This is a genomic window from Streptomyces sp. NBC_00012 (assembly GCF_045040875.1).
Lineage (GTDB): Bacteria > Actinomycetota > Actinomycetes > Streptomycetales > Streptomycetaceae > Streptomyces.
The window spans coordinates 817,367-843,613 of the sequence record NZ_CP108309.1; the positions used below are offsets into that span (position 1 = coordinate 817,367).

At 71.7% G+C, this 26,247-nt stretch carries 23 protein-coding genes and 5 pseudogenes; 6 read left to right on the forward strand and 22 right to left on the reverse strand.

The window, feature by feature from the left end; all coding sequences use genetic code 11:
• The first annotated feature begins 18 nt into the window (after window positions 1–18).
• Window positions 19–1,617: an ATP-binding protein gene (locus tag OHA19_RS03940; protein WP_405749408.1), complete on the forward strand. Its 1,599-nt coding sequence runs from the start codon at window positions 19–21 to the stop codon at window positions 1,615–1,617.
• Window positions 1,614–2,312: a response regulator gene (locus tag OHA19_RS03945; protein WP_405719913.1), complete on the forward strand. Its 699-nt coding sequence runs from the start codon at window positions 1,614–1,616 to the stop codon at window positions 2,310–2,312. The genes OHA19_RS03940 and OHA19_RS03945 overlap by 4 nt, the downstream gene beginning before the upstream one ends.
• Before the next feature lie 44 nt (window positions 2,313–2,356).
• On the opposite strand, the gene OHA19_RS03950 is transcribed toward OHA19_RS03945, so the two are convergent.
• Entirely contained in the window at window positions 2,357–2,524 is a 168-nt protein-coding gene (locus tag OHA19_RS03950; protein ID WP_405719911.1) for a hypothetical protein, read from the reverse strand.
• Between the two features lie 171 nt (window positions 2,525–2,695).
• Here OHA19_RS03950 and OHA19_RS03955 point away from each other — a divergent pair.
• Window positions 2,696–3,004, forward strand: a pseudogene (locus tag OHA19_RS03955) (SMR family transporter); the annotation flags it as partial.
• Between the two features lie 203 nt (window positions 3,005–3,207).
• Here OHA19_RS03955 and OHA19_RS03960 read toward each other — a convergent pair.
• The 5 genes and pseudogenes from OHA19_RS03960 to OHA19_RS03980 form a co-directional block, all read right to left on the reverse strand.
• Window positions 3,208–3,402, reverse strand: a complete 195-nt coding sequence (locus OHA19_RS03960) for a hypothetical protein (RefSeq protein WP_326769685.1) — start codon at window positions 3,400–3,402, stop codon at window positions 3,208–3,210.
• A 164-nt stretch (window positions 3,403–3,566) separates the two neighbouring features.
• Window positions 3,567–4,451 carry a phosphatidylinositol-specific phospholipase C/glycerophosphodiester phosphodiesterase family protein gene (locus OHA19_RS03965; protein ID WP_405719909.1) on the reverse strand — a complete coding sequence of 295 codons (885 nt, stop codon included), beginning with the start codon at window positions 4,449–4,451 and terminating at the stop codon, window positions 3,567–3,569.
• Window positions 4,452–4,656: 205 nt separating this feature from the next.
• Window positions 4,657–5,082: pseudogene (locus OHA19_RS03970) on the reverse strand (amidase family protein); the annotation flags it as partial.
• 120 nt (window positions 5,083–5,202) lie between these two features.
• Window positions 5,203–5,591: pseudogene (locus tag OHA19_RS03975) on the reverse strand (amidohydrolase family protein); the annotation flags it as partial.
• 77 nt (window positions 5,592–5,668) lie between these two features.
• On the reverse strand, window positions 5,669–7,141 hold the full coding sequence (locus tag OHA19_RS03980; RefSeq protein ID WP_405722066.1) for an APC family permease: 1,473 nt from the start codon (window positions 7,139–7,141) through the stop codon (window positions 5,669–5,671).
• Between the two features lie 166 nt (window positions 7,142–7,307).
• On the opposite strand from OHA19_RS03980, the pseudogene OHA19_RS03985 reads away from it, so the two are divergent.
• Window positions 7,308–7,549, forward strand: a pseudogene (locus tag OHA19_RS03985) (TetR family transcriptional regulator); the annotation flags it as partial.
• Window positions 7,550–7,804: 255 nt separating this feature from the next.
• Here OHA19_RS03985 and OHA19_RS03990 read toward each other — a convergent pair.
• The 11 genes from OHA19_RS03990 to OHA19_RS04040 all read right to left on the reverse strand — a co-directional run bounded on the left by OHA19_RS03990 (window position 7,805) and on the right by OHA19_RS04040 (window position 20,714).
• Window positions 7,805–8,518: an ABC transporter ATP-binding protein gene (locus OHA19_RS03990; protein ID WP_405719907.1), complete on the reverse strand. Its 714-nt coding sequence runs from the start codon at window positions 8,516–8,518 to the stop codon at window positions 7,805–7,807.
• A complete protein-coding gene (locus OHA19_RS03995) occupies window positions 8,511–9,428 on the reverse strand; it encodes an ABC transporter ATP-binding protein (protein WP_405722063.1) in 918 nt (305 codons plus the stop codon). The genes OHA19_RS03990 and OHA19_RS03995 overlap by 8 nt, the downstream gene beginning before the upstream one ends.
• Window positions 9,429–9,490: 62 nt before the next feature.
• Entirely contained in the window at window positions 9,491–10,348 is an 858-nt protein-coding gene (locus OHA19_RS04000) for an ABC transporter permease (RefSeq protein WP_405719905.1), read from the reverse strand.
• Window positions 10,341–11,306 carry an ABC transporter permease gene (locus OHA19_RS04005; RefSeq protein WP_405722061.1) on the reverse strand — a complete coding sequence of 322 codons (966 nt, stop codon included), beginning with the start codon at window positions 11,304–11,306 and terminating at the stop codon, window positions 10,341–10,343. The genes OHA19_RS04000 and OHA19_RS04005 overlap by 8 nt, the downstream gene beginning before the upstream one ends.
• A gap of 23 nt (window positions 11,307–11,329) precedes the next feature.
• The gene (locus tag OHA19_RS04010; protein ID WP_405719903.1) at window positions 11,330–12,934 is read right to left on the reverse strand and encodes an ABC transporter substrate-binding protein; all 1,605 of its coding nucleotides are present in this window, start codon (window positions 12,932–12,934) and stop codon (window positions 11,330–11,332) included.
• Window positions 12,935–13,106: 172 nt separating this feature from the next.
• Window positions 13,107–14,237, reverse strand: a complete 1,131-nt coding sequence (locus OHA19_RS04015) for an acyl-CoA dehydrogenase family protein (RefSeq protein WP_405719901.1) — start codon at window positions 14,235–14,237, stop codon at window positions 13,107–13,109.
• Window positions 14,234–15,421 (reverse strand): acyl-CoA dehydrogenase family protein, encoded by a 1,188-nt coding sequence (locus OHA19_RS04020; protein ID WP_405719899.1) that lies wholly within the window; start codon window positions 15,419–15,421, stop codon window positions 14,234–14,236. Before OHA19_RS04020 ends, OHA19_RS04015 begins: the two co-directional genes overlap by 4 nt.
• Complete coding sequence (locus OHA19_RS04025) at window positions 15,418–16,386, reverse strand: NADPH:quinone oxidoreductase family protein (RefSeq protein WP_405749411.1); 969 nt, start codon at window positions 16,384–16,386, stop codon at window positions 15,418–15,420. Before OHA19_RS04025 ends, OHA19_RS04020 begins: the two co-directional genes overlap by 4 nt.
• A 178-nt stretch (window positions 16,387–16,564) precedes the next feature.
• Window positions 16,565–19,249, reverse strand: coding sequence for a beta-N-acetylglucosaminidase domain-containing protein (locus OHA19_RS04030; RefSeq protein WP_405749413.1), 2,685 nt, complete (start codon window positions 19,247–19,249; stop codon window positions 16,565–16,567).
• A 196-nt stretch (window positions 19,250–19,445) separates the two neighbouring features.
• Window positions 19,446–20,177, reverse strand: coding sequence for a PIG-L deacetylase family protein (locus OHA19_RS04035; RefSeq protein WP_405719893.1), 732 nt, complete (start codon window positions 20,175–20,177; stop codon window positions 19,446–19,448).
• A 258-nt stretch (window positions 20,178–20,435) separates the two neighbouring features.
• The gene (locus tag OHA19_RS04040; RefSeq protein ID WP_124720304.1) at window positions 20,436–20,714 is read right to left on the reverse strand and encodes a metal-sensitive transcriptional regulator; all 279 of its coding nucleotides are present in this window, start codon (window positions 20,712–20,714) and stop codon (window positions 20,436–20,438) included.
• 101 nt (window positions 20,715–20,815) lie between these two features.
• Here OHA19_RS04040 and OHA19_RS04045 point away from each other — a divergent pair, with 101 nt between their 5' ends.
• Window positions 20,816–21,388, forward strand: a complete 573-nt coding sequence (locus tag OHA19_RS04045; RefSeq protein WP_405719890.1) for a rhodanese-like domain-containing protein — start codon at window positions 20,816–20,818, stop codon at window positions 21,386–21,388.
• 57 nt (window positions 21,389–21,445) lie between these two features.
• On the opposite strand, the gene OHA19_RS04050 is transcribed toward OHA19_RS04045, so the two are convergent.
• Entirely contained in the window at window positions 21,446–22,741 is a 1,296-nt protein-coding gene (locus tag OHA19_RS04050; RefSeq protein ID WP_405719888.1) for an alpha/beta fold hydrolase, read from the reverse strand.
• A 106-nt stretch (window positions 22,742–22,847) separates the two neighbouring features.
• On the opposite strand from OHA19_RS04050, the gene OHA19_RS04055 reads away from it, so the two are divergent.
• A complete protein-coding gene (locus OHA19_RS04055) occupies window positions 22,848–24,011 on the forward strand; it encodes an ABC transporter ATP-binding protein (protein WP_405719886.1) in 1,164 nt (387 codons plus the stop codon).
• Between the two features lie 18 nt (window positions 24,012–24,029).
• On the opposite strand, the gene OHA19_RS04060 is transcribed toward OHA19_RS04055, so the two are convergent.
• The 4 genes and pseudogenes from OHA19_RS04060 to OHA19_RS04075 all read right to left on the reverse strand — a co-directional run bounded on the left by OHA19_RS04060 (window position 24,030) and on the right by OHA19_RS04075 (window position 26,244).
• Window positions 24,030–24,305 carry a DUF2087 domain-containing protein gene (locus OHA19_RS04060; RefSeq protein WP_405719884.1) on the reverse strand — a complete coding sequence of 92 codons (276 nt, stop codon included), beginning with the start codon at window positions 24,303–24,305 and terminating at the stop codon, window positions 24,030–24,032.
• A 122-nt stretch (window positions 24,306–24,427) separates the two neighbouring features.
• Window positions 24,428–24,712: pseudogene (locus OHA19_RS04065) on the reverse strand (hypothetical protein); the annotation flags it as partial.
• On the reverse strand, window positions 24,703–24,927 hold the full coding sequence (locus OHA19_RS04070) for a hypothetical protein (protein WP_405722207.1): 225 nt from the start codon (window positions 24,925–24,927) through the stop codon (window positions 24,703–24,705). The pseudogene OHA19_RS04065 and the gene OHA19_RS04070, both read right to left, overlap by 10 nt.
• A gap of 33 nt (window positions 24,928–24,960) precedes the next feature.
• Window positions 24,961–26,244, reverse strand: coding sequence for a transporter (locus OHA19_RS04075; RefSeq protein ID WP_405719882.1), 1,284 nt, complete (start codon window positions 26,242–26,244; stop codon window positions 24,961–24,963).
• Window positions 26,245–26,247: the final 3 nt, after the last annotated feature.

The window sequence follows — 26,247 nt, forward strand, 5'->3', positions numbered from 1 at the left end:
AAGGCAGAGGGCGAGCACATGCGCATTCACTGGCCGCGCCGTGTCTTCGCCCAGGTCCTCCTCACCCAGGTGGTCATCACCACCGGCGTGATCATGCTTGTCACGGGACTCTTCCTCGCCCCGCTCAGCAGTCAGCTCGACAACCAGGCGATGCACCAGGCCCTGTCCATCGCCCAGACCACCGCCGCCGAACCCGGCCTGGCACGCGATCTCAGGAGCACCGGCCCCAGCCCCGGCGGACCGGTGCAGGCCGAGGCGGAACGGATCCGGCGGGCCACCGGAGCGTTGTACATCGTCGTCATGGACACCCGCGGGGTGCGCTGGTCGCACACCGACATCGCGCAGATCGGAAGGCATGTCTCGACCGACCCCAGCACGGCTCTGGGCGGCCGGGAGATCATGCAGATCGACGACGGGACCCTGGGCCGGTCGGCACGCGCGAAGGTCCCGCTCCGCGACCAGCGCCGCAACATCGTGGGCGCGGTGTCGGTGGGCATCGCCTACGACAGCGTCCACGACCGGCTGCTGGGCACCATTCCCGGTCTGCTGCAGTATTCGGGAGCGGCGCTCGCCGTCGGCGTACTGGCGGCCCTGGCCGTCTCGCGGCGTCTCCAGCGCTCCACGCACGGGCTCGCCTTCGCCGACATCTCCGCGTTGCTCGACGAGCGCGAGGCCATGCTGCACAGCATCCGCGAGGCGGTGCTCGCGCTCGACGCGCGGGGCAGGATCCGGCTGCTCAACGACGAGGCACAGCGGCTGCTGGAACTGGACCAGGACGCGGTGGGACGTGCGCTGGAAGAGGTGCTGCCGCCGGGGCGTACGGCGGAGGTGCTGACGGGGCGGGTCGACGGCGCGAACCTGATCACCGTCTGCCGGGGCCGGGTGCTGATCGCCAACCGCATGCCCACCGGCGACGGCGGGGCCGTGGTCACCCTGCGCGACCGCACCGAGCTGGAGTTCCTGGGCCGCGAACTGGACTCCACGCACGGTCTGTTGGACGCGCTGCGCGCCCAGGACCACGAACACGTCAACCGGCTGCACACCCTGCTGGGGCTGCTGGAGCTGGGCAGGCACGACGCCGCGGTGGAGTTCGTCGAGGAGGTGACCAGCGGTCACCGGGCCTCGGCGGAACAGGTCGCGGAGCGTGTCAACGACCCGTTGCTGTCCGCGTTGCTGGTGGGCAAGTCGGCCATCGCGGCGGAGCGGGGCGCGTCTCTGCGCATCTCGCCGGGCACCCGGCTCCCGGACGTGGTGGTGGATCCGCGCGATCTGGTGACCGTCCTCGGCAATCTGATCGACAACGCGCTGGACGTCGCCACGCTCATCGAGGTCGAGCTGCTCGCCGAGGGCGGTACGGCGGTGCTGCGGGTCAGCGACAACGGTCCGGGGGTGCCTCCCGGGATGCGTGAGCAGATCTTCACCGAGGGCTGGTCCACCAAGGAGTCCCCCGCTCACCGCAGGCGCGGCCTGGGGCTGGCGCTGGTGCGCCGGCTGGCCGAGCGCTACGGTGGCGCGGCCCGCGTCACGGCCCGGGCCGGCGGCGGCGCGGTCTTCACCGTCGTCCTGCCCGAGGCACTCACCGTCCGGCCGCTGACAGAAGTGGGAGAGTCGCGATGATCGATGTCCTGGTGGTGGACGACGATTTCCGGGTTGCCGAGATCAATGCCGCGTACGTCGCCAAGGTCCCCGGCTTCCGGGTCATCTCGCGTGCGCACACCGCCGCTCAGGCGCTGGCCTTCCTGGAGCGCGACCATGTCGACCTCGTCCTGCTCGACCACTATCTGCCGGACGAGACGGGGCTGACGCTGGTGCGGCGGCTGCGCCAGCTCGGCCACCCGGCCGATGTGATCATGGTGACCGCGGCCCGGGATGTGGCGACCGTCCGGACCGCCATGCGGTACGGGGCGCTCCAGTACCTGGTCAAGCCGTTCAGTTTCAGCGGTCTGCGGTCCAAGCTGGAGAGTTACGCGGCTCTGCGCCGGACCCTCGAGGGCGTGGGCGGCGGCCGGGGCGAGGCCGGGCAGGAGCAGGTCGACCAGATCTTCGGCGCCCTGCGCACCACGGATTCCGGCTCCGCAGCCGGGCTGCCCAAGGGCCACTCCGCCCCCACCGCCGATGTGATCCGCCATGTCCTGTCGGCCGCCGAGGGACCGCTGTCCGCGCACGAGGTCGCCGCCCGGGCCGGCCTCAGCCGTTCCACCGCCCAGCGCTATCTCAAGTATCTGGAGGGTGCGGGCCGCATCAGCCTGAGCCTCAAGTACGGCGACACGGGCCGTCCCGAGCACCGATACGCGTGGGCGAAGGCGAGTTGAGCATCGTCCCGGCCGTCACCGCCGGGAGCTGACCCCGGCGCACCTCAGCTCGCGGCGAGCGTCCGTTCCGCGAGTGTCCCCAGGGCCGGCTTGATCTCCTCGACGCCACGGCCCCGGTCCCGCTGGTACACGAAGAGCTCGGGTGCCGGCGGGGCCGGCAGAATGTCGCCGAGTGCGTCGGGGCCGGGCACGCCCGCCTCCTTGACGAGCATGCGGACATGCGCGCGCCAGAAGCCGTACGCGCCGGTGGCGAACCGCGCGGAGCCGGACTCGGCGCCCAGGGTGAGATGGATGTGCTGCTCCAGCAGAGCGGGCCTGGCAGGTGTTGCGACCGCTGCTGGCCGAACTGGTCGCCGCGGGACGTGGTGCTGATCACGACCCCGATGTACGACTTCTCCGTCCCCGCCTCCCTGAAGGCGTGGATCGACCAGGTCACGTTCCCCAGGATGTCGCTGGCCGGGCGCCGCTTCGTGATTGCCTCCGCCCGGGGCGGGGCCTGCGGCCCCGGCACCCCGCGCGAACCCTACGACCACCAGGAGCGCTACCTGCGGGACTTCCTCACCCGGCCGCTGCCGACGCTGGTGTGCGCCGTGCTCGTGATCGGCGCGGTGTATCTGCTCGCGCGGGCCATGGAGGGGCTGCCGGTGGGCACGGCGTACGCGGTCTTCACGGGGATCGGAGCAATCGGGGCCATCGCCCTGGGGGTCCTCGTCCATCACGATCCGATGAGCCCGGGACGGCTGGCGGGTCTCCCTGATCGTCGGCGGTGTGGCCCTGGCACGGATGACGACACCGTCCGCGTGACTGGCGGGTGCCCGCCTCCCCGAGTGCGCCGGGGAAGGCGGGCACTCCGGCTCAGCGGGTCCCGGTCCCGTCCGCCATCTGTCCTGCGGATTCAGGGCCTGAGGCTGCTGACGACGTCGGCCGTGGCCGCCAGGCCGTCCTGGATCGTCGGCGCCATGCTCGTACCCGCGAGGAAGAACCCGAGCATGGCGCAGACCAGCGCATGCGAGATCTTCAGCCCCCCGTTGCGGAGAAAGATCACCGCGAGAATCAGCAGAAGCAGCACCAGTGAGATCGAAATGGCCATGGCCAACCTCCTCCGCCGCGCCGGAATGCGGCATTTGGCCGCCAGTGTGGCGTAGCGGAGGAGCCGTCCGGACCACTGGCGTGTCCGCCATCCGGGTGTTGACTGGCTGTCACGCTCGGGGTGTGGCGTCTGCTCGGCCGCGGGGCCGGCCCTCAGGTGCGTCCCTAACGGTCGTGGGTGCGCAGGAAGCGCTCCAGACCCGCCAGATCATCGGTGTTGAGATGGTCGACCCCGGCGGCCAGCAGCTCCGTCCAGAGCGCCTCCCGCTCCGGTCCCGGCGTGTCGGGGGTGGCCCAGAAGCGGATGCGCCGGCCGCTCCGGTGGGCCGCGGCGACGAGCGCGCGCAGTTTGTCCCGCTCGGCCGCGGGGAAGGGACCCCCGCCGAGCCAGTTGAAGTCGTCGGTCCAGCTGCTGCTGATGAGCGGGATGAACGTGGCGTCGGCCGCGGCCCCGAGGTCTTCGGGCCGACCGTCGTAGAAGGCGTATCGAGTGCTCTGCGCCTCCATCGGGGCGCGGGCGGCGCGGTCGCCTGAGATGACGGGCGTTATCGCGCCGGGCCGCACCCGGCCGTGGTGGTACGACGTCAGCATCCGGCGGTAGTGGCGGAGCTGTCGGTCCAGTTCGAGGTAGGCGGCGGCGCCGTCCGTCTTGATGTCGATCAGCAGCTGCACGGGTTCCCGATAGCCGGGGTGGACCGCGCCGTGATTGGCCCGGACCCTCGCGAGCAGCGGGTCGAGGTAGAGCGATGCCAGGGTGCGGGCGGGGTCGAGGTCGGTGACCTCGTGGGCGACCAGCAGTTCCCCGTCCACCAGGAAGATGTCGGCCTCGACGCTGGTGAAGCCGTGTCCGAGCGCGTCGTGCAGCGGGCGCGGGTGGAGGTAGTCGTTGTGCGCGTGGGCCTTGGGCAGTGCGCGGGTGCCGTGGTGCCGTGCGGCCGGGGACGCGGCGGCCGCGTCGGAGGCGGCGGCCGTCTGGGAAGGCAGGAACGCGCCTGCGGCCGCGGTGGCGAGCGCGGTGGTGACGACGCTTCGGCGGGTCGGGAACGCCATGGATTCTCCCGGGAGTCGGTGGTGGACCGGACGGGCGGACGCGACCGAGTATGCGACGGTGATCACCTCGACGGGCAGACCCCGCACAAGAGTTGCCTCGGTCGTCGTCCGCCCGTCGACTGCCGTTCCCCATCACATCCGCCCGCATGACAGGGACCTCCACCTCCTCGACGATGGCCCCGGCCGCGCGCAGCGCCTCCGCGACCGCGCGGGTGTCGGCCTCGACCTCGGGATCGACCGGCCAGTCCCCGAGGGTGACCGAGAGCGCCACCCGCAGGCCCTCGACGCCCTCGAACCGCTCGGGCAGGACGAGTCCGGGCCGCAGCGAGACCGCGTCCAGCGGGTGGGGACCCGCGATGACGTTCTCCAGCAGGGCACAGTCCCCGACGGTGCGCGCCATCGGACCGTCGTGGCAGCAGGTGTCGATGTTGAACGGCGCCATCGCCGGTACTCGCCCGTACGGCGGCTTGTAGCCGACCGTGCCCGTGAAGGAGGCGGGGATGCGGATCGAGCCGCCGATGTCGGAGCCGGTCGCGAGCGTCGTCTCACCCGCCGCGAGCGCCGCGCCCGCACCGCCCGAGGAGCCGCCCGGAGTGAACTCCAGGTTCCACAGTTGCGGATGACGCCCCACAGCCGCGACTGCGTGTACCCCGCGCAACTGAACTCCGGGGTCGTGGTCCGGGCGTGCACGATGCCGCCGGCGGCCTGGACCCGCTCGATCACCGGGTGCGTGTCCTCGGCGATCTCGTCCCAGCAGCTGGCGGGTCGGAAGGCCGCCCTCGAAGCTCTCCATGGACCAGCCGCCGGTGATCCAGGTGCTTTCGGGGTGGGCATCGGCGAACTCGCGGACGCGGCACAGGTATTCGTCGACTCCCACGGTGCCGGTGAGGTCACACTCGGCGAGCTCCAGGCCGCCGTGGACGGCGTGGATGTGGGAATCCTGGAAGCCGGGAAGCCGGGAAGCAGCAGCTTGCCACGGGGGTCGACCACTTCGGTACTCGGGCCGATCAGCTCCCGTACCTCGTCATGGCCGACGACCGAGATCCGCTCCCCGGTGACGGCGAGGCTGCTCGCCCGGGTGCGTGCGGGGTCCCTGGTGTGCACGGTGCCTTGGGTGAAGACCAGATCGGCCTTGGTCATGGGTGGTGCTCCTGATGGATCGGCGGTCCGCGAACGGGCCGCTGAAGGGAACGATGCGCCGTGGTCGGTGCCGCGCGTCAGTGGAGCGCCGGCCGGTCGACGCTGATCGGCTCGCTGTCGGCGCCGGCGCCGCGGGGGCGGGTTCGGCTGAAATAGGGCGACCGGCGGTGCCAGCGGGCCCACGCGGCGGTCAGCAGACCGGAGCCGATCATCAGCACCGGAACGAGCAGGGCGAACCAGCCGTTGTCGGCGGAGACTTCGAAGTGATCGGTGGAGCGGTAGAACGTCCAGGTGAGGTAGCCGCCGGTGGCGATCAGCGCGAGCGCGCCCAGCACCGGTGCGACGACCGCGCGCAGGGACTCCATCGGTGAGGTGCGCAGCAGATGGCGGAAGCTCACTGCGGCGGCCATGGCGGTGAGGGCGTAGTAGAGGGCGACGACGATGCCGATCGCGTTGACCGCGGCGAAGATCAAGTCGTTCACGGTGGGGATGACCAGCGCCATGGCCGAGAGGACCAGAGCGATCGCGGTGATCAGCAGAGTGCCGACGGCAGGTGTCTTGTGCTTGGGATGCAGGCGCGTCCAGACAGGGCCGAGAACGCCGTCACGGCCCATTGCGTACATCCCGCGGGCGGTGGGGATGACCGAGGCCTGAAGCGACGCCACCGCGGAGAACATGAGGGCGATGAGCGGCAATGCGGCCAGCGGCTGGTCGGCGAGCTTCATGCCGAAGTAGGCGAGCCCCTGGGCACCGTTGTCGGCGAGTTCGTCCAGAGGCAGGACCCTCTGGAAAGCGGTGCCGGCGAGGAGGAAAAGGAGCAGCATGACGGTCAGGGCGATGAAGCCGCCGCGGGAGGCGTCCCTCGGGTTGCTGACCTCTTCACCGACGCTGAAGACCGACTCGAAGCCCCAGTAGCAGAAGACCGCGAGCACCATGCCCTGGGCGAGGGCTGCGGCCGAGGGGATGTCGATGGGGTTGAACCACTGGAGGGAGAAGGGCTGGTCCCCGGCGAACAGACCGTAGCCGCAGAAGGCGAGCAGCACGCCGTACTCGAAGATCAGCAGGTACTTCTGGAGCCGTGCCGCGAGGTCGAGCCCGCGCACGGCGACCAGTGCGGCAGCGACCAGGACGGTCATGCCCAGGAGGGTGGACTGGAAGGTGGAGTCCGGATCGAGAGTCAGGCCGACGACGCTGTGGACGCCGGCCTGACCGACGAGCTGGATGATCGCCGAGCCCGTCACCGTGGTGGTGTAGGCCATGAACACAATGGTGCCGACGACGTTGACCCATCCGGTCAGGAAGCCCAGCCAGGGGCTGAAGACGCGGCCTACCCACTGGAAGCTGCTGCCCGCGTTGGGGTCGACACGGTTGAGCCGTCCGTAGCCGCCGGCTATGCAGAGGACGGGCAGGAACGCCAGCAGCATGATCGCCGGCAGGTGCAGGCCGACAACGGCCGCCATCAGGCCGAGTCCGATGCCGATGCTGCTGGTGGCAGCGGTGCTCGACGCGGCGAGGACGATGCCGTCGACGACGCCGATGGACTTCCGCATGGTGGCCCCGGGGGCCTGGGCGCTTCCACTCGGCGTGGTGCTTGTGTTCTTCACTGGTACCACCAACAGATCGTCGCCTTGCCCGGGGAAGGAAGCCGGAGAGCCCGGATGGCAGGTCATGAAACCGCTGCCCCCTTCACACGTCAATGGCGTTGTCATAAGCCCTGTGAACGAGCGTGTGACCCCGGAGCCGCAGCGGCGGCGCAGAAGGGCGGCGAAGCAGGGCACCGTACTGTCCGAGCAGGTGATTGCGGAGACGGCCCTGCGGCCGGTCGGGCAGCATGGCGCGGATGCGTTGACGGTCCGGCGGCGGGAAAGCGCACTGTGCGCCGACCCAGTGCGCTCTACCGGTACTTCCACAACACAGACGACCTGCTACTGGCGGTCGTCGACGAGCTGAGCGGCCGAGCCCCCAGTCTTACATCAACGCCGTTGGCATCAGGCTGAGGCTGGAGTCTGATGGGCAAAGCCACACAGGCCCGGCTGGGCAAAGCCTCACAGGCCCGGCCCGCTCCACGCACCCTCCGAGGAGTCCTCCATGGATCCCGTCCACGCGCCCCAGCACACCAGCCCCACGCCGTTCCGGCTGGACGGCCTCGGTCGCGTTCACAGTGCCTGCTCCGCCTCGCCCATGGCCTCATCCGCTCAAGACGGCTCCGGACCTCATTCCGAAACGGTCGCTCCACCGGTCGGGCTCATGGACTCCTGCGCCGTGCCGCCCGCCCCGCAGACCGTTCGCCAGCCCACCGTGCGGTCGCACCAGCGGTCCAGCAGCACCCGGTCGTGCCCCACGGCCAGCAGTCCGGCCCCGGACTCCCGCCGGTAGGTCTCCACCACGGCGACCAGCGCGGCGGTCGTCGACGCGTCGAGCATCGCGGTCATCTCGTCGCAGATCAGCCACCGCGGCCGCAGGACCAGCGCCCTCGCCAGACAGGCTCGCTGCAACTGGCCGTCGCTCACCTCGTGCGGGCGCCGGCCGAGCAGTTCGGCCGTGAGACCGACGGCGGGTGCCAGCCCGGCCACCCGGTCCGGCACCTCCGCGCGGCGGCCGGTGGCCAGCAGCGGCTGGACGATGAGTTCGCGCAGGGTGAGCCGGGGGTCGGCGGCGAGCCGGGGCTGCTGGAAGACGACACCGACGGCGGTGCGCTGCGCGCGCGGGGCGGCGTGCCGCCAGCCACGTACCGGTTCGCCGTCGAGCACGACCGTACCCGCGTACGGGCGGTGCAGCAGTGCGGCGACTCTCGCCAGGGTGGACTTGCCGCAGCCGCTCGGGCCCAGCAGCCCGACCGACTCCCCCGGCGCGAGGCTCAGCGACGCCTCGCGAACGACGGGGTGGCGGGGGTCGTATCCGGCGGTGACGCGGGTGAGTTCAAGCACGGACCGGCTCCTCCCCGTCCGCCCGCACACCGTGGTGGCAGGCCAGACGGCCGTCGAACGGGGGCAGTACGGCGCACCGGTCGTCGGCGCGGCCGCAGCGGGCGGCGAACGCGCATCCCTCGGGGAGCGCCCCGAGCTCCGGCGGCAGGCCGGGGATCGGTACGAAGGCGCGCTCCGGCAGCGCTTCGAGGAGACCGCGCGCGTACGGGTGGCGCGGTCCCTGCCCGCCGAAGAACCGGGTGGCATCGGTGAGTTCGACGATGCGGCCCGCGTACATGACGGCGACCCGGTCGGCTATCCGCTCGGCCGCCGCGAGGTCGTGGGTGATCAGCAGGAGCGCCCGGTCCTCGTCGGTGTGGCGGCGCAGTTCGTCGACGGTCCGCTCGACGAGGTCGCGGTCGAGTCCGGTGGTGGGTTCGTCGGCGAGGAGCAGCGGCGCGTCGCCGATGAGGGCGAGCGCGGTCGCGGCACGCTGGGCGAGGCCGCCGGAGAGTTCGTGCGGGTACCGGTCGAGGTGCCCGGCCGGGAACGAGGCGCGTACGGCGGCCCGTTCGGCGGCCGGGCGCAGGGCGGGCCCCCGGGTGCCGGTCAGTTCGCGCAGGGTCTCCTCGAGTTGGGCGCGCACGGTGCGGACCGGGGTGAGGTGCGCGGCGGGGCTCTGCGGGACGAGTCCGATGCGGCGGCCCCGTACCGTACGGGCCAGGGTCCGTTCGCCGGCGGTGAGGAGTTCGGTGCCGTCGCCGAGCAGCGCCGAGCCCGAGGTCCGTGCATTGCCGGGGAGCAGTCCGAGCAGCGCGGAGGCCAGCACGGATTTGCCGCAGCCGCTCTCGCCGACCAGGGCCAGGCACTCCCCCGCAGCGAGGTCGAAGTGTGCGTCGTCGACGGCGGCGATGTGCCGCCCACCGCGCATCCGGAAGCGCACGGAGAGTCCACGGACGCAGAGCACCGGCGCCTTCGGGCCGGGGGCGGTCGTCACAGCATCAGCTCCGATCGGCGGCGCGGATTGATCCGCTCGCGCCAGACTCCGGCGAGTCCCGCGAGCGCGAGGGTCGGGACGATCAGGAACAGGCCGGGGAAGAGCGTCGGCCACCAGTCCCCCGCGAGCAGCGAACCGCGGGCCGTCTGCACGAGGTTGCCCAGGCTCGCCTGATGGGTGGGCAGTCCCAGCCCCAGGAAGGAGAGCGCCGACTCGTGCCACATGGCGTGCGGCACCATGAGCACCGCGGCGAGGCCGGCCTGCGGGAGCACGGCGGGCAGCAGGTGCCGGGCGACGACCCGGCCGCGCGAGGCGCCGCCGGAGATCGCCGCGTCGATGAACGGGCGCGAGCGCAGCGAAAGCACCTCGGCGCGGACGATCCTCGCGGTCGAGAGCCAGTGGGTGAGGGCGACGGACACGATCACCGGGCCGACGCCGGGCCGGAACATCGCGACGATGAAGATGCCCAGCAGCAGATGCGGCACGGACGAGAAGGTGTCCACGAGCCGCATGACGACGCGGTCGGTCCAGCCGCCGAACGCCGCGGCCAGTGCGCCGACCGCGGTCCCGATGACGGTCGCGGTGAGCCCGGCGACGACGCCGACGAGCAGGGAGACACGGAGCCCGTACACGCAGCGCAGCAGCAGGTCGCGCCCGACGTCGTCGGTGCCGAACGGGTGCTCCCAGGACGGTGGCCGGAGCTTGGCGGCGAGGTCGACGGCCTGTTGGTCGAGCTGGACCAGCGGCGGCACCAGGAGGACCGCGAGCAGCACCGCGCCGACGATCCCGGCGGAAGCGATCACGCGGACGCGGCGGGTGGAACGGCGCGCGGGTCCGAGGTCGGTCTCAGCCATCGAAGCCCACTCTCGGGTCGGCGATCGCGTACAGCAGATCGGAGAGGAGGTTGCCGAGGACGACCGCCACGGTGGCCAGGACCGTGAGCGCGGCCAGCAGCGGGAAGTCGACGGAGGTGGCGGCCTGCACGGTGGCGGCTGCGATGCCGGGCCAGCTGAAGACCGTCTCGACGAGCAGGGCGCCGGTGATGAGTTCGGGGACGCGGGAGCCGATGAGGGTGAGCATCGGCAGCATCCCGGAGCGCAGTGCGTGGCCGAGCAGTACGGTGCGCTCGCGCAGTCCACGGGCGCGGGCGCCGCGCACCGGGTCCTCACCGAGCGCGTCCGCGACGCCCTGGCGCACGTAGAGGAAGAACCACGGCAGCTGGGAGATCCCGAGCACGGCCGCGGGAAGCACCAGGTGGGTGGCGACCTGCCCGGCGGTGACGGTGTCGCTGGCCGCGTCGGTGAGGCCGCCGGCCGGGAGCACGTCGAGTTCCAGCGCGAAGAACCAGATGGCGAGCAGTCCGAGCCAGAAGGCCGGGGCGGCTTCGAGGGTGTACGCGGCGGAGCTGACACACCGGTCGAGCAGACGGCCGGGCCTGCGTGCGGCCAGCACGCCGAGGCCCGTGCCCAGGACCACGGCGACGGCGAAGGCGGTCGCGGCGAGCAGTACGGACCAGCCCAGGCGTTCGCCGATGACGTCGGCGACCGGCTGGCGCATCACGGCGGAGTCGCCGAGGTCGCCGCCGAGCGCGGAGGTCAGCCAGTTCCACCAACGGCTCACGAGTGGCTGGTCCACACCGAGGTTGGCCCGCAGCTGATCGAGGTTCTCCTGCGACGCGGTGAGGCCGGCGGTGCCCGCGTACGCCTTGACCGGGTCGAAGGGGGAGGCGGCGGCGACGGCGAAGACGCCGAACGTCACGGCGGCCAGGACGGGGACGGCGAGCAGTGCCCGCCGTCCCGCCATCCTGCCCATCGGCCCCCAGGGGAGGCGGTGGTTCACTTCTTCGGTGTCCAGTCCTCGACGTTCCACCAGGGGCCGGAGGCCAGTCCGTGGTCGTGCGGTTCGACCTGGGTGGTGAGGGCGCCGAAGCGGTCCTTCACGACGTAGAGGTGGTCGATGTGGGTGAGGAAGGTGTAGCCGGGGTTCTTCACCAGTTCGCGCTGGACGGTGTCGTAGGCGGCCTTGCGTTCGGCGCTGTCACCGCTTCTGCGGCCCGATTCGAGGGCCCGGTCGACGGCCTGGTTGTCGTACCACGCCATGTTGTTGAAGCCGTCGCCCGCGAGCGAGGACTTCAGCAGGGTGTACTGGTCGAAGTCGGGGTCGGCGGGCGATCCGCCGCCCGCGAGCACCGCGTCCTGCTTCATCCGGGGCTCGATGACCTCCCAGGTCCCGGCCTCGGTGGTGATGTCGATGCCGGCCTTCCTGGCGTCGGAGGCGTAGGCGAGCGCGTGGTCCTGGCGCAGCTTGTCGCCGGTGAGGTACCAGAGCGGGAAGGCGGCGCGTACGCCGTCCCTGGTGCGGATGCCGTCCTTGCCGGGCTTCCATCCGGCCTCGTCGAGGATCTTCTTCGCGGCGGCGAGGTCGTGGGGTCGTTCGGTGCCCTTGGTGAACCACTGGCTATCGGTGGGAACCGGGCCGTAGGCGGGCCTGCCCTCGCCGTTGAGGAGGGAGTCGACCATGGCCTTCCGGTCGACGGCGACATCGAGTGCGCGCCGGACGGCGATGTCGCCGGTGACCTTGTTGTGCGTGGGCAGGGTCACGGTGCGGTAGTCGTACGTCGTGGCGGCGTACGTCCGGGTACCGCTGCCGCGGGCGAAGCCCTCGGCGAGGTTGGGCGGCAGGATCGCGCCGTCGAGTTCGCCGGAGCGCAGCCGGGTGGCGCGTACGTCGTCGTCCTTGATGATCGCCATGGTGAACTTCTTCACCTTCGGCGCACCGCCCCAGTAGCCGGGGTTAGCCTTGAAGGCGATCTTCTCGCCCTTGGACCACTTGGTGAGCAGGTACGGTCCGGTGCCTACGGGGTGGGTGGTGAAGTCGCCGGTGTTGACGTCCTGCTTGCCCGCGATGTGTTCGGGTGCGATGGGCAGGACGGTGCGCTGGGCGAAGGGCGCGTAGGGGTACTTGAGTGTGAAGACGACGGTGTCGTCACCGGCCGCCTCGACCCTCTTCACCGCGTCGAATTCGGTGCGGGACGCATTGTTGGTCTTCTCGTCGAGGATGGTCCGGTAGGTGAAGACCACGTCCTTCGCGCCGAACGGCTCCCCGTCGCTGAACTTCACGCCCTTGCGGAGCTTGTACGTGTACGTCAGTCCGTCGTCGCTCACCTCGGGCAGGGCGGTGGCGAGCGCGGGCCGCAGCTTCATGCCGTCATCGAGGGCGAGCAGCCCGTCGAAGATCTTGGAGTTGCCGTCCTTGCCGTAGCCGAGCAGCGGGCTGAGGCTGTCGGGTTCGTAGGCGATGCCGACCACCGCCGAGTCCCCCGCGCCCGATCCGGAGCCGCCGCCGTCCGGGCCTCCCGGCTGCGAACAGGCCGTCGCGGCCGACAACAGCACGGTCGCCAGTGTCGCGGCGGCCGCTCCCCGTATCGATCGGGCCGTCATACCCTGCACCCCTTATTGAAGATCAAACGTTATTGCGAACAGATCGCAATTAAACAGCAGGTAAAGGGGTGCCCGGTACCCCGCCGGGCGGAGGAACACGGAAGCGGAGGCGCGCTTTCTCGCACCTCCGCTCCAAGTCCCGAGATTCCGCGGGCCGTTCCCTCTCCTCCCGCTACGGCGCGGGCAGCTCCACGAGCCCGGCGATGGCCTCGCGGTGCTGTCCGGCGGTGCCGTACGCGACCGAGTCGGCCTTGGCCCGCTTCAGGTACAGGTGCGCCGGGTGCTCCCAGGTCATCCCGATGCCGCCGTGCAGTTGGACACACTCCTCGGCGGCACGCACGGCCACCCCGGAGCAGTACGCCTGCGCGACGGCCACCGCCAACGGCGTGTCGGGGGCGCCGCTCGCAAGGGCGTCCGCGGCGTTCCGCGCGGCAGCACGGGCCGACACGACCTCCAGCCAGAGCTGCGCCATACGGTGCTTGAGCGCCTGGAACGAGCCGACCGGCCGGTTGAACTGGTGCCGTTCCCGGGTGTACCGGACCGTCTCGGCCAGGCACCACTCGGCGAGCCCGAGCTGTTCCGAGGCGAGCAGTCCGGCGCCCGCCAGCAGGCCCCGGCGCACAGCGGCGACCGCTGACCCGCCGTCGGCCAGCCGGGTCCCGGCCGCCCCGCGAAGGCTGACGGTGGCGAGCGGGCGGGTCAGGTCGAGCGGTACGAGCGGCTCTACGGCGACACCCTCGGCGCCCGCCTCGACCGCGTACAGACCGTCGGTCGTGGGCACCAGCAGCACATCGGCGGCGGCCGCGTCGGCGACACCGGTCACCGTGCCCTCCAGCGTGTCGGCCACCACGCCGACCGGCTGTGCGGCACCGGGCCGCCCGGCGGCGAACGGCACGGCGAGCACCGCGGCCCTGCGGCCGGCAGCGAGCTCACCGAGGAGCCCGGCGGCCGGCCCTGCCTGCGGCGTCGACGCGAGAAGGGTCTCCGTGGCGACGACCGAGCTGGTCAGATAGGGCGCGGGAGTGACGCTGCGGCCCAGCTCCTCCAGCACCACCGCGGCCTCGCGATGGCTCGCGCCCTGCCCGCCGAGCTTCTCCGGCACCAGCAGCCCGGCGGCGCCGATGTCGGCCGCAAGGGCCTTCCAGAGCTGCGGGTCGTACGGCGTGTCGGACTCGACGCGGGCGAGCACCGTCGGCGCGTCGCTCCGGTCGGCGAGCAGCGAGCGGACCGCTGCCCGCAGATCCTCCTCGGCCTCCGAGTACAGCAGATCGGGCGTCCGGGTCTCTTCGGTCGGTGCGGTCATCGGGCCAGGTCCTTCCAGGGGACGTCCTTGTCGTTGCGCGGCTCGGCGGGCAGGCCGAGTACGCGTTCGGCAACGATGTTGAGCAGCACCTCGCTGGTGCCGCCCTCGATGGAGTTGCCCTTGGAGCGGAGGTAGCGGTAGCCGGCGTCCCGGCCGGTGAAGTCGACCAGCTCCGGCCGCCGCATGGTCCAGTCGCTGTACAACAGCCCTTCCTCGCCGAGTAGTTCGACTTCCAGGCCGCTGATCTCCTGGTTGAGCCGTGCGAAGGCGAGCTTCATTCCGGAGCCTTCGGGGCCGGGCTGTCCGGCGACGAGCTGCTGGCGCAGCCGGGTGCCGGTGAGCCTGGCCACCTCGGCCTCGACCCAGAGGGTCAGCAGCCGCTGGTGGAGGTCGTGGGTGCGCAGTTCGGGGCGTTCGCGCCAGGTGCGGGCGACCGGGCCGATCATGCCGCCCTCGCGCGGGATACGTGCCCCGCCGATGGAGACCCGCTCGTTCATCAGCGTGGTCTGCGCGACCTTCCAGCCCTCGCCGACCGGGCCGAGGCGCCGGCTGTCGGGGATGCGTACCCCGGTCAGGAAGACCTCGTTGAACTCCGCCTCGCCGGTGATCTGGCGCAGCGGCCGCACATCGACGCCGGGGTCGGTCATGTCGCAGATGAAATAGCTGATGCCGCGGTGCTTGGGCAGGTCCGGGTCGGTGCGGGCGATGAGGATCGCCCAGCGGGCCAGATGGGCGCTGGATGTCCACACCTTCTGTCCGTCGACCACCCAGTCCTCGCCGTCGCGGACGGCGCGGGTGCCGAGGGCCGCGAGGTCGGAGCCGGCGCCCGGTTCGCTGAAGAGCTGGCACCAGACCTCCTCACCGACCCACAGCGGCCGCAGGAAGCGCCGCTTCTGCTCGTCGGAGCCGTAGCCGAGGACGGTGGGGGCTGCCATGCCGAGGCCGATCCCGATCCGGCGCGGGTCGTTGTCCGGGGCGCCCGCCGCGGCGAGTTCGGCGTCGACGACGGGTTGCAGGGAGCGCGGCGCGTCCAGGCCGCCGAGTCCGGCCGGGTAGTGCACCCAGGCCAGTCCCGCGTCGAAGCGGGCCTTGAGGAATTCGGTGCGGTCGGTGGTGGCCGGCGGGTGCGCGGCGAGCAGGTCCTGGGTGCGGCGGCGAAGTCCTGCCGCGTCGGGGGCGGTCATCGGGCGGCTCCCGACGGGAGGACGACGATCCGGCCGGTGCTGGTGCCGTCGGCGACCCGCTGGGCCGCGGCCGCGGCCCCGGCCAGCCCTACGCGTTCGCTGATCAGCGGCTTGATGACGCCCAGCGTGGCGAGCCGGGTGAGTTCGTCGTGGCAGGCACGGACGGCGGCCGGGTCCTTGGTGTTGTACAGGCCCCAGTGGAGTCCGGTGATCGAGTAGTTCTTGACGAGCGCGTGGTTCAGCGCCGGGGTGGGGATGACGCCGCTCGCGAAGCCGACGACGATCACCCGGCCCTCGAAGGCGATGCACTTCACGGACTTGGCGTAGGAGTCGCCGCCGACCGGGTCGTACACCACGTCGGCGCCGCGTCCGCCGGTGGCTTCCTTGACCGCGGCGACGATGTCCTCGGTGCGGCGGTCGATGACCAGGTCGCAGCCGAGTCCGGTGGCGGTCCTGGCCTTCTCGGGACCGCCGACCACACCGATGACGGTGGCTCCGGCGGCCTTGCCGAGCTGGACGGCGGCGCTACCGACCCCGCCGGCCGCCGCATGGACCAGGAGGGTCTCGCCCGCCCGGAGCTGCGCCCTGCGGTGCAGGCCGAACCACCCCGTCTGGTAGCCGATGTGCAGGGCGGCGGCCTCGGCGTCGTCCAGGGCGTCCGGGGCGGGCAGCAGCGCCGCCTCGTCCGCGACGGCATACTCGGCGAACCCGCCGTTCGGCAGGGCGGGCGTGGCGAGCACCCGTCGTCCGTCCGCCGTCCTGCCGCAGATCTCCACGCCGGGGGTGAACGGCAGCGGCGGCCGCACCTGGTACTGGCCGCGGCAGAGCAGCGCGTCGGGGAAGTTGATGTTCGCCGCGAGCACCTCGATGAGCGCCTGCCCGTCGCCGGGCGTGGGCCGGTCCGTCTCCTCCAGCCGCATCACCTCGCTCGGCTCGCCGTTCAGGTGCACTCGCCATGCCTGCATGAGGGCCTCCACAACACTGTCGGCATTACCACTGCTCCAGGGCATACTAAGCGGTCGCTTGCCCCTCTGGGAACAACCTGCCGGTGCCGGTTCCAGCCGGACCCGGACATGGGTGCGCCCGGTCCGGCCCGAAGTTCCTCGGGCCGGACCGGGCGCGGAACGGTTCCGGGTGCGGGGCTCAGCCCTGGCCGGCCACCACCACATCGGCGATCCGCGGTGCCGCCGAACCGGCGTGCCACACGAGCCGCACCGCGTCGGCCGTGCGGCCCGCCGTGTCGACCCGGGTGTACGGACCGTCGAGCGTGCCGACGGTCTGCCAGGCTCCGTCGGTTCCCCGCAGCTGGATGTCGGCGCGGGCCGCGGACCCGGCCGGCTGGAGGACGGTGACGAAAGGCACGCCGCGCGCGGCGACCAGCCCCAGTTCCAGCGTCTCCCCGGCCTCCGGCGCGCGGGCCGCCCGGTAGACGGTGCCGGGGTCCCCGTCCGACGCCGCGCGCAGCGAGGATCCGGCCTCGGCGGGCGGCCCCCCGGTCACCGATCCCTCGTCCGTCGGGATGCTGAACTCCCGTACCACGAGCCAGCTGTCCTGGCCCGCGGTCGCCCGCGCCCGCACGTAGCGCGCCTGTGTTCCGGCGGGCGCGGCCGCGCTGACGTCCGGCTTTCCGGAGAACGCGGTGAGCTGCTGCCATTTCTGCCCGTCGGCCGAGTACTCGAGCACCCCTTGGTGGAGGTAGTCCTCGGTGCTGCCGGGCTTGCCCATCGCGAGGGTGATGGAGCCGATGTCGCGGACCCGGCCGAGGTCCACGGTGACCCCGTCGCCCGCGGCGGGCGCCCCGTCGCTCCAGAAGTAGGTGGAGTCGTCGCCGTCGAGCATCCGCGCGACGGAGTTGCTCTGGTACGTGCCCAGGTTCGTCGAGGCCGTGGGCCTGCCGCTCACGCCGAGGATCCGGTCGTGCTCGGCGTTCGCCGCGTCGACGAACCGGTCCAGGACGCCGTCGCCGACGAGGACCGGCACCTCGCGTCCGTCGAGCCCGGTGTACGTGAAGGACTTCGCCTCGCCGACCTGCGCGGGCAGTTGCTGTCGCAGCTCCCAGGCCTGCGCGCCCTTTCCGGCGCGGGCCGCCTCGACCATGCGCAGGGCGGTACGGGCCGCGGTGGCCCAGGACCCGGTGGCGTCCAGCCAGGGTCCGGCGTCGGCGACGAAGCCGCGGTCCGGGAGGCCGTCGCGCAGTCGGCCGGGGGCCGCACCGAGCTCGCCGAGCACGGAGGCGAGCCGGGAGGCGTCACCGGACTTCCAATAGCGGCCGAACTCCGCCGCCAGTTCGGGTGCCTGGTCCTTGTTGAGGGCCGAGCTGTAGTTCACGTCGGCGAAGGCCCGCAGCGCCCGCTGGGTGCGCGGGTCGCCGCCCGCGTACTCCTTCAGCCCCTCGCCCCACGAGGTGCGGGGGTCGTACGCGGCGTCGTTCCACGCGTAGTCGGCGACGGTGTACAGCGCGAGCTTCGAGGCGTACGGCTGGATCATCGGGTTCGCCGTGATCCCGGCCAGCTTGCCCGGCAGGCCCTTCTCCCGCCCGCTGAACGGGCCGAGCAGCAGCCGGTTCGTCGCGTAGTCGTTGACCGGGTAGTTGTCCCAGGTCAGGATCGGGTGGCCGAAGACCGTACGGGCTGCCTCCGCCTGCGCGACGGTCATGGTCGGCGCGACGACGCCGACACCCGTCCACTCGACCAGGACATCGGGGTCGAGCTGTTCGGACAGCGCCTTCTTGTACGGCGAGGCGGCGACGTTGTAGTACTCGGTCGGGACCATCTGGAGCGGCTGGGCGCCCGGGTGGGTGGCGATGAACTCCTTTTTGACGCGGTTGAGCAGATACGCCTGCGCCGCGCCCGCCGCACCGCCGCCGGTCCCCCACTTCGCCTTGTCCTCGGCGCAGTTCCAGTCGGTGTAGCTGATGTCGTCGAGCGGCACGGCGAAGGTACGGACTCCGATGTCCCAGATGGTCTGGAACTTGTCGACCAGCGCCTTGGCATCGGCGTCCGAGCTGTAGCAGACGGAGAGCCCCGGCGAGAGCGCGTAGGTGAACTCCACATGGCGCTGCGCGGCCCGGTCGGCGAGCTCCTTGATCCGATCCAGCTTTCCGGCCGGGTAGGCGTCGCGCCACTTCGCGCGGAGGTACGCGTCGTCCTTCGGCGAGTACACGTAGATGTTCATCTTGTGCTCGCCGTAGTAGTCGAGCTGGTCGAGCCGGGCCTCGTGCGACCACGGGGTGCCGTAGAAGCCCTCGATGACACCGCGCAGCGCGGTGCCCGGCCAGTCGCGCACCGCGAGCCCGGCGACCTGCGCCCCCGGATGCCCGGCGTCCGGCAGGACCTGACGCAGCGTCTGCGCGGCGTAGTACGTGCCCGTGGTGTCCTTGCCCGCGAGGACGACGCGGCCTGCGCCGATGCCGAGCACGTAACCGTCGGCGGGCAGCGCGGCCGGGCCGTCGATCCGCTGCGCGGCGAGCGCGGCGGAGTCACCGACATAAACGGTGAGACCGTTCCGGGCGGGTCTGTCGGCGCGTACGACACGCTGGGCACCGGCCCGGCGCAGCGCGCTCTCCACGACCTGCATGGCGGACTCATCGGAGGTCTCGCCCGCCACCACAGTGACGGTCGGGCTGATGGTGACCCGGTCGGTCCGAGGCTTCACGGACTGCGGGGTCGGCGTGATGGCCGGGACCGGCCGGCCGGCCGCGGCCTTCGCCGGGGTGGCGGCGCGGGTGCTGCCGGCCGCCTGGGCGGCGGGGACGGCGGTCAGCAGACCGCCGACGAGCAGGGTCGCCGCCGTGCCGAGCGCGGCGAGACGGGGTGGGCGAGGCGTCACAGGTCCTCCATTGATCACTCAAGTCATCGGAGTCGCGCAGCAGAACAACACCGAATTCAACATCGTGGCGCTTACATGTCAATGGTCTGGACAACATCGACTCGCGGACCTGCGGTTTTATCTTCCAAAGCGGTACCCGCGTATGCGCGCCACCGAACACGTACGGTCGGATTGCCGGACACACGCCGGACCGGGGTCAGCGGGTGAACAGTTCGAACGTGACGGCCGGACGGCCACCGAAGCGCTCGCCCTCGACCCGCGCATGACCGGTCAGGAAGCTTCGGCAGTACGCCTCGGGGTCCTCGTCCGTCAGCGCTTCGATGTACGTCCGGTGCGCCAGCAGCGACTCCACCGAACGCTCAAGACCGGCCGTCGCGTCGACTGCATGGGTGGGCGCGCTCGACCCGGCGACCGCGACCCACCGCACCCCGTTCCACGGCCGGAGCCCCGACTCCGCGAGTTCCGGAAAGATCCAACGATTGCCCGCGTCGGCGGCTGCGTCCAGGGTCGCGCGGCCGACCGCCCGGTGATCGGGGGTGTTCCAGACGACACCGCCCCAGGTGTCCCGGTGATTGAGCGTGATGACCAGCTCGGGGCGGTACCTGCGAATGGCGGCGGCGATGTCCCGGCGCAACGGGAGACCGTACTCGATCACGCCGTCGCGGTGATCCAGGAACTCCACCTCACGGACCCCGACGACGGCGGCGCTCGCCCGCTGCTCCCGCTCGCGCAGCGGTGCGCATTCCTCCGGCGCCAGCGTATCGATGCCGGCCTCGCCACGGGTGGCGAGCAGATAGGAGACCTCGCGGCCCTCGTCGGTCCAGCCGGCGATCGCCGCCGCGCAGCCGTACTCCAGATCATCGGGGTGCGCGACCACGGCCAGGGCGCGCCGCCAGTCCGTGGGCATGGGTTCCAGCTGCTCCGTCATGCCCGCAGGGTAGAGGCTGTCCCGCGATCCCTGGCGGACGGGGCACGCGGGCGGCGATCGCCGATGCGGTGGCCGGGCGACGACCGCCCCGCCCACAGCCACGGCGGTGCCCGGCGCCGGGGACGGCCTGCGGCTCGCCGCGAAGGTGTCCACGGCCGCCCCGCAACGGAGCTTCGGCACGGCACTGCCGACCGTGGCCGTGTTCATGCTCATCGGCGCCGCGGCATGGACCACGCCACGGCGCCGCCCCCGGCCGGCTCAGGCCAGCGAGAGGAAGAGCTTCTCCAGCCGTGCCCGCATCCGGTCCCGGTCCTCCGGCTCACTGCCGCCGTCGGCCATGCAGTGCTGGAGACCCGTCGCGATGATCGCGAAACCGGCCCGGTCGAGCGCCCGGGACACGGCCGCCATCTGCGTGATCACGTCCTCGCAGTCCCGGCCCTCCTCGATCATCCTGATGACCCCGGCGAGCTGGCCCTGCGCGCGGCGAAGGCGGTTGAGAACCGACTTCAGTTCGTCGGCCGCCATGTCGAGTTCCACTGCTTCCTCCTCCTGATACCCCAAGGGGTATTCTATCCCGACCGGGAAACAGCGGACCGAGTCCCTCCCGCCCCCCCGGTGGACGAAAGGAAAAACTGCTCGTGCCCAGCCCCGCCTCCCTCTCCCCCGCCCAGGCCTCGGCCCGTCTCGCGGAGTTCACCGTGATCGACGTGCGGGCCCCCGGCGAGTACGCCTCCGGGCATGTGCCCGGTGCGCTGAACATCCCGCTGGACCGCCTCTCCGAGGCCGTGCCCGCGCTGAAGTCCGCCGCGGCCCGTGGCTCGCTGCTGATGGTGTGCGCCTCCGGCGTCCGCTCCACCCGGGCCTGCGACATCCTCGCCGCCGCCGACATCGACGCCATGACGCTCTCCGGTGGCACCTCTGCCTGGGAGGGCGAGGGACGTGATCTCGACCACCCCGCCGGGGCCCGCGCGACCTGGCCGATGGAGCGTCAGGTCCGGCTCGCCGCCGGTTCGCTCGTGGTGGCCGGCCTGCTCGCCGGGGTGCGGTTCCCGGCGACGCGCTGGATCTCCGCCGGGGTCGGCTCCGGCCTGGTGTTCTCCGCCGTGACCAACACGTGCGGCATGGCGGCGGTTCTGTCGAAGCTGCCGTACAACAGGGCCCCGCGCTCGGCGACCAGCCTGGACGACACGCTGCACGCCCTTCAGAGCTGACACCTGTGAAGCCGTGAGCGGGGAGCCGACCGACCGGCTCCCCGCTCACGGGAACGGTCAGACTTCGTCCCGGACCAGGGCCAGCAGCCGGTCCAGCACCCGCGGTCCGCCCGCGCGCAGCCCGTCGTGCTCGTACTCGTCGGTCACCCAGGTACGCAGGCCCCGGATCGACGCCGCCGTGCGCAGCGCGTGTTCCGTGTCGACGTACATGTCGTCGTGGTAGACGGCCGCCGCGACCGGCACCTGGTTGGCCGCCAGGCGCTCGGAGTCGTACAGCGGCGCCCAGTCGGTGCGGGCGGCCAGCAGTCCGGCGGTCTCGCGCAGCGGGCGCAGCGCCGGGTCCACCTCGAAGTGCCAGGGGTGGATGCTCTCACCGGTGAAGAGCACCGGGCCGTCGCCCTTGAGCGCCGCGGCCGCGTCGAACTGCGGGAATTCCCCGCGCACCCGCTCGGCGGACCAGTCGGTGGGCCGCCCGTCCTGGCCGTAGATCGCCTCGTGCAGCAGTGCGTACAGCGGGTGCCCGGCGAACGAGGCGGCCGTGCGCACGGCTTCCTGGAAGGTGTCGGAGAGCTCGCTGCCGTGCGGGGTGCGGACGAAGGCGTTCTCCAGCAGGTAGTGCAACTGGTGACTGCCGCTGCCGCCGCCCAGCATGATGCCGAGGGACTGGAACCCCTCGGCCGTCAGGCGGTGTCCGGCGCTGTCGGTGGGGTGCTCCAGCAGATGGGCGGTGATCTCCCGGGCGCGCTCGACGTCCTGCGGATAGCGGGCGTAGTGTGCGGCGACCTTGCGCTCGATCCGCGGGTAGGCGGCGCGGTACACGTCGTCGGCGTGTGCGTCGAGGGAGGGCAGGCCGCCGGTGATCAGTACGGCCTTGAGCCCCTCGGGGGCGGCCGACAGATAGCGGACGGCGCAGAAACCTCCGAAGGACTGGCCGAGGACCGTCCAGGGTTCGCCGCCGGTCAGCTGCGGGCGGATCAGCTCGCAGTCGCGCACGATGCTGTCGGACCTGAAGTGGGTGAGGTAGTCGGCCTGCTCGCGCGGGCCGCCGCGCAGCGGCAGGGTCTGCCGGTTCGCGGGGGTGGAGAGGCCGGTGCCGCGCTGGTCGAGCAGCAGCACCCGGAATTCCTGCACGGCCCGCCCCAGCCAGGCCTCCGTGCCGATGAAACGCCGGGCACCGAAGCCGGGACCGCCCTCCAGGTAGACCAGCCACGGCAGCTCCTCGCCGGTCCGGCCGCTCGCCACGGCCTGTCTGCCGAAGACCTCGATCTGCTCACCGCCCGGATCGCTGTGGTCGAGCGGGACCGTGAAATAGCGGTCGGTGAAGACGATGCCGGGGTGCCGGTAGCTGCTCACAAGGTGCTCCTGAATCAGATGTGCCACGGACAGTTCAGCACACGGCCCCGACACGGACGGTCGCGGCCCGTGTGCGCGACGCCCGGACGGCTCCTACCGTGCAGGCATGATCCGGTTCGAACAGGTCGGCAAGGTGTATCCGGACGGCACGAGCGCGGTCGACGAGCTCTCCTTCGAGGTCGCCGAGGGCGAGCTGGTCACCCTCGTCGGGCCGTCCGGCTGCGGCAAGACGACCACGATGATGATGGTGAACCGGCTGATCGAACCTTCCTCGGGCCGGATCCTCGTCGGCGGCGAGGACATCTCCGGCGTCGACCCGGTGAAGCTGCGCCGCCGGATCGGCTACGTCATCCAGCAAGTCGGTCTCTTCCCGCACCGCACGGTCCTCGACAACACCGCGACCGTGCCCGCGCTGGTCGGCTGGAAGCGGGCGCGGGCCCGGAAGCGGGCGGCCGAGCTGCTGGATCTGGTGGGCCTCGATCCGAAGACGTACGGTTCCCGCTACCCCGCGCAGCTCTCCGGCGGACAGCGCCAACGGGTGGGTGTGGCAAGGGCGTTGGCCGCTGATCCGCCGGTGCTGCTGATGGACGAGCCGTTCGGCGCGGTCGACCCGGTGGTGCGCGAGCGGCTGCAGAACGAATTCCTGAGCCTCCAGGCGACGGTCCGCAAAACGGTCCTGATGGTCACCCATGACATCGAGGAGGCGGTCCGGTTGGGCGACCGCATCGCGGTTTACGGGGCGGGGCGCATCGAGCAGTTCGACACCCCGGGCGCCGTGCTCGGGGCTCCCGCAACCCCGTACGTGGCACGGTTCGTCGGCGCCGACCGGGGCCTGAAGCGGCTCTCGGTCACCACCATCGAGCCGGAGGACCTGGAAGAGCCGCCGGTCGCCCGGCTGGACGAGCCGGCCCGCACGGCGGCGGCACGGCTCAGTGCCGCGGGTGCCCGCTGGGCAGTGGTGCTGAACGGCGAGGGCGAACTGCACGGCTGGGTGGCGGCGGACGCGCTGCGGATCGCGGGCGAGCACGGCACGGTCGGCGAGCTGGCCCGCAGAATGGATGCCTGGGTGCCGGTCGGCGCCCCGCTGAAGCAGGCGTTCAGCGAGATGCTTCAGCACGACGCGGGGTGGGTCGCGGTCCTGGACGGTGCGCGGTTCCTCGGTGTGCTGACACCGGCCAAGCTCCACGAGGCGCTGCGCCGCTCGGTCGACGCGGACGCGCGGGGCGTGGCCCGGGACGAGGTGCCCTTCGACTCGGTCGCGGACGCGTAGGGGCGGGCGCGGCCGGTACTACCGCCCGCGCCGGTAGCTGCTGCCGTCCTTGGGCCTGACCAGCAGACCGGCGACGACCAGGTAGCGGCGCAGCGCTGAGCAGTCCTCGTGCACCGTGAGCAGGGCCTCGTTGACCTCTCGCTCCGTGTAGATCCGGTCCTGCTCGAAGAGCGTCTCGGTGAGGTGGACGAGCAACTGCTCTCGACGGGCCGTCTTCCGGGGGATCGCCGTCAGACGGCCGCGCGAGAAGAGCGCCTCGACCTGGTGCGAACGGCTTGGATCGTTGTCGGACATGGGAAGGAGGATCGCAGGCGGCCGGCCTGCGGGCAACGGCTTTTCGGCCCGCCCGCAGACCTCCCGCGGACCTCCCACGCCCTTCCCATGGCCCGCCCGCGATCCGCCCACACCCTGCGCCCTTACACCGCGCGGGCCACCGCGATGACCCCCTTGAGCCGCTCACCCGCCTCGTAGACCATGTACGCCGCCCCGTCCTGCGTCCCGAAACTCGGTGCCGCGCTGCGCCCGTTGTCCGGTGCGCCGGAGAGCGAGTCGTGGAACAGGCCCAGGTGCTTGCGGCGGGAGAAGTCGTTGCCGGCCTCGGTGATCAGGAGGTTGCCACCGCTCTCCTTGTCGGTGTTGCAGACGGCGTACGCGCTGCCGTTCCGGGTGAGCAGATGCGGGCCCCCGACGTTCACGGCGTCGGAATGGGATCCGAGGGCTTGAGCAGTGTCCTGACGTACCGGTGGTCGGGGAAGCCGGCGGGTGCGGCGGCCGCGGTGCCGGTCGTGGTGGTGCCGACGGCGAGGACCGTTCCGGCGGCTGCGGCCGAGCGCAGGAAGAGGCGGAGGCCCATTCCCGGCTCGTCCTGCGGATTCGTCTGCGACTCGTTCTGCGGATTCGTCTGCGACTCGTTCATGGTGGGCTCCGTCCCGGGAGGTGGGTGAACGTCTCAGAGGTAGGTGGCGGCCGTCACGCAGAAGCCGCCGAGGGCGACGGCCCAGACGTAGGGCAGGGTGCGGACCATCACCTGCTGCGGGGTGACGCCCGCGTACTGCGCGCTCCACACGGTCTGGGTGCTGGTGGGGTCGGCGACGCCGAAGACCTGGTTGTACGAGGTGGCCAGGCCCAGCACCGCGGTCGCGGGGTAGATTCCGGCGGCGATCAGGACACCGGCGATGCCCGCGCCGAGACCGAAGACGTTGAGCGGTCCGCGGTAGAGGCAGAGCGGCACGAGAACGGTGAAGACGAGTACGAACAGCACCGCGTTCTGCGGGCTGACCGCCTTGACGAGGGGTTCGAGCGCCTCGATCGCTCCGGGCAGCTTCACCGCCGCGAGCAGGATGCCGATGGCGATGAACAGGGTGATCGGTGCGGCAGCCACCTCGAAGCCGCCGTAGAGGGTGCGCAGCAGCCGCTTGTTCATCTCGCGCGGCCGGGTGGTGGTGACCAGGCAGTACAGCACGCCCGCGAGCAGCGAGGGAATGATCGCCACGTCGAGGCCGAGGGCCAGGACCAGGGGCACGACCGGGGTGAGCAGCGCGTACCAGGGGGCGTCGCCGAGCCGGGCGCGTCGGCCGGAACGCGGTTTCGACGCGAGGGACTTGGCGGACCAGGCGTGCTCGACGCCGCGGCGGCGGGACTCGACGAGGACGAAGAGGACCGCGGCGGCCAGCGCGAACGGGAACAGTTTGATCATGAAGCCGCGCACGGTGGGGACGGGCAGTTCGAGTGCCGTCGAGAAGAACTGCCAGACGGGCAGCTCGAACGGCATGCCCGCCGCGATGCCCATGAGGATCGTGCCGGCCGCGGTGACCTTGGGGATGCCGACGGCGATCATCGCCGGGATGCCGATGATTCCGGCGAGCATCGCCGCGGGCGCGGAGCCCGTCACCGTACCGACGAGCGTGGAGACGGCGAGGACGCCGAGGGCCACCACGACCGGGCGGTCGCCGCCGAATTCGACGATCTTGCGGACGAGGGTGCCCGCGATGCCGGTCTCGTCCAGGAGCTTGCCGAGCCAGGAGCCGAGCAGGATGGCGATCATGGTGGCGGCGAGGGCGGGTGCGCCCTCCTGGAGGACCGTGTCCAGGACGCTGTTCTCGCCGGTGAGCGGTGCGCCCGCCACCAGGGCGATGACGACGGCCAGGACGACGAGCGCGAAGGCCGTGGGGAGTTTCCGGGTGAGCATCGCGGCGACACCGGCCGCCATGACGAGGAGGATGACGACGCCCATGGC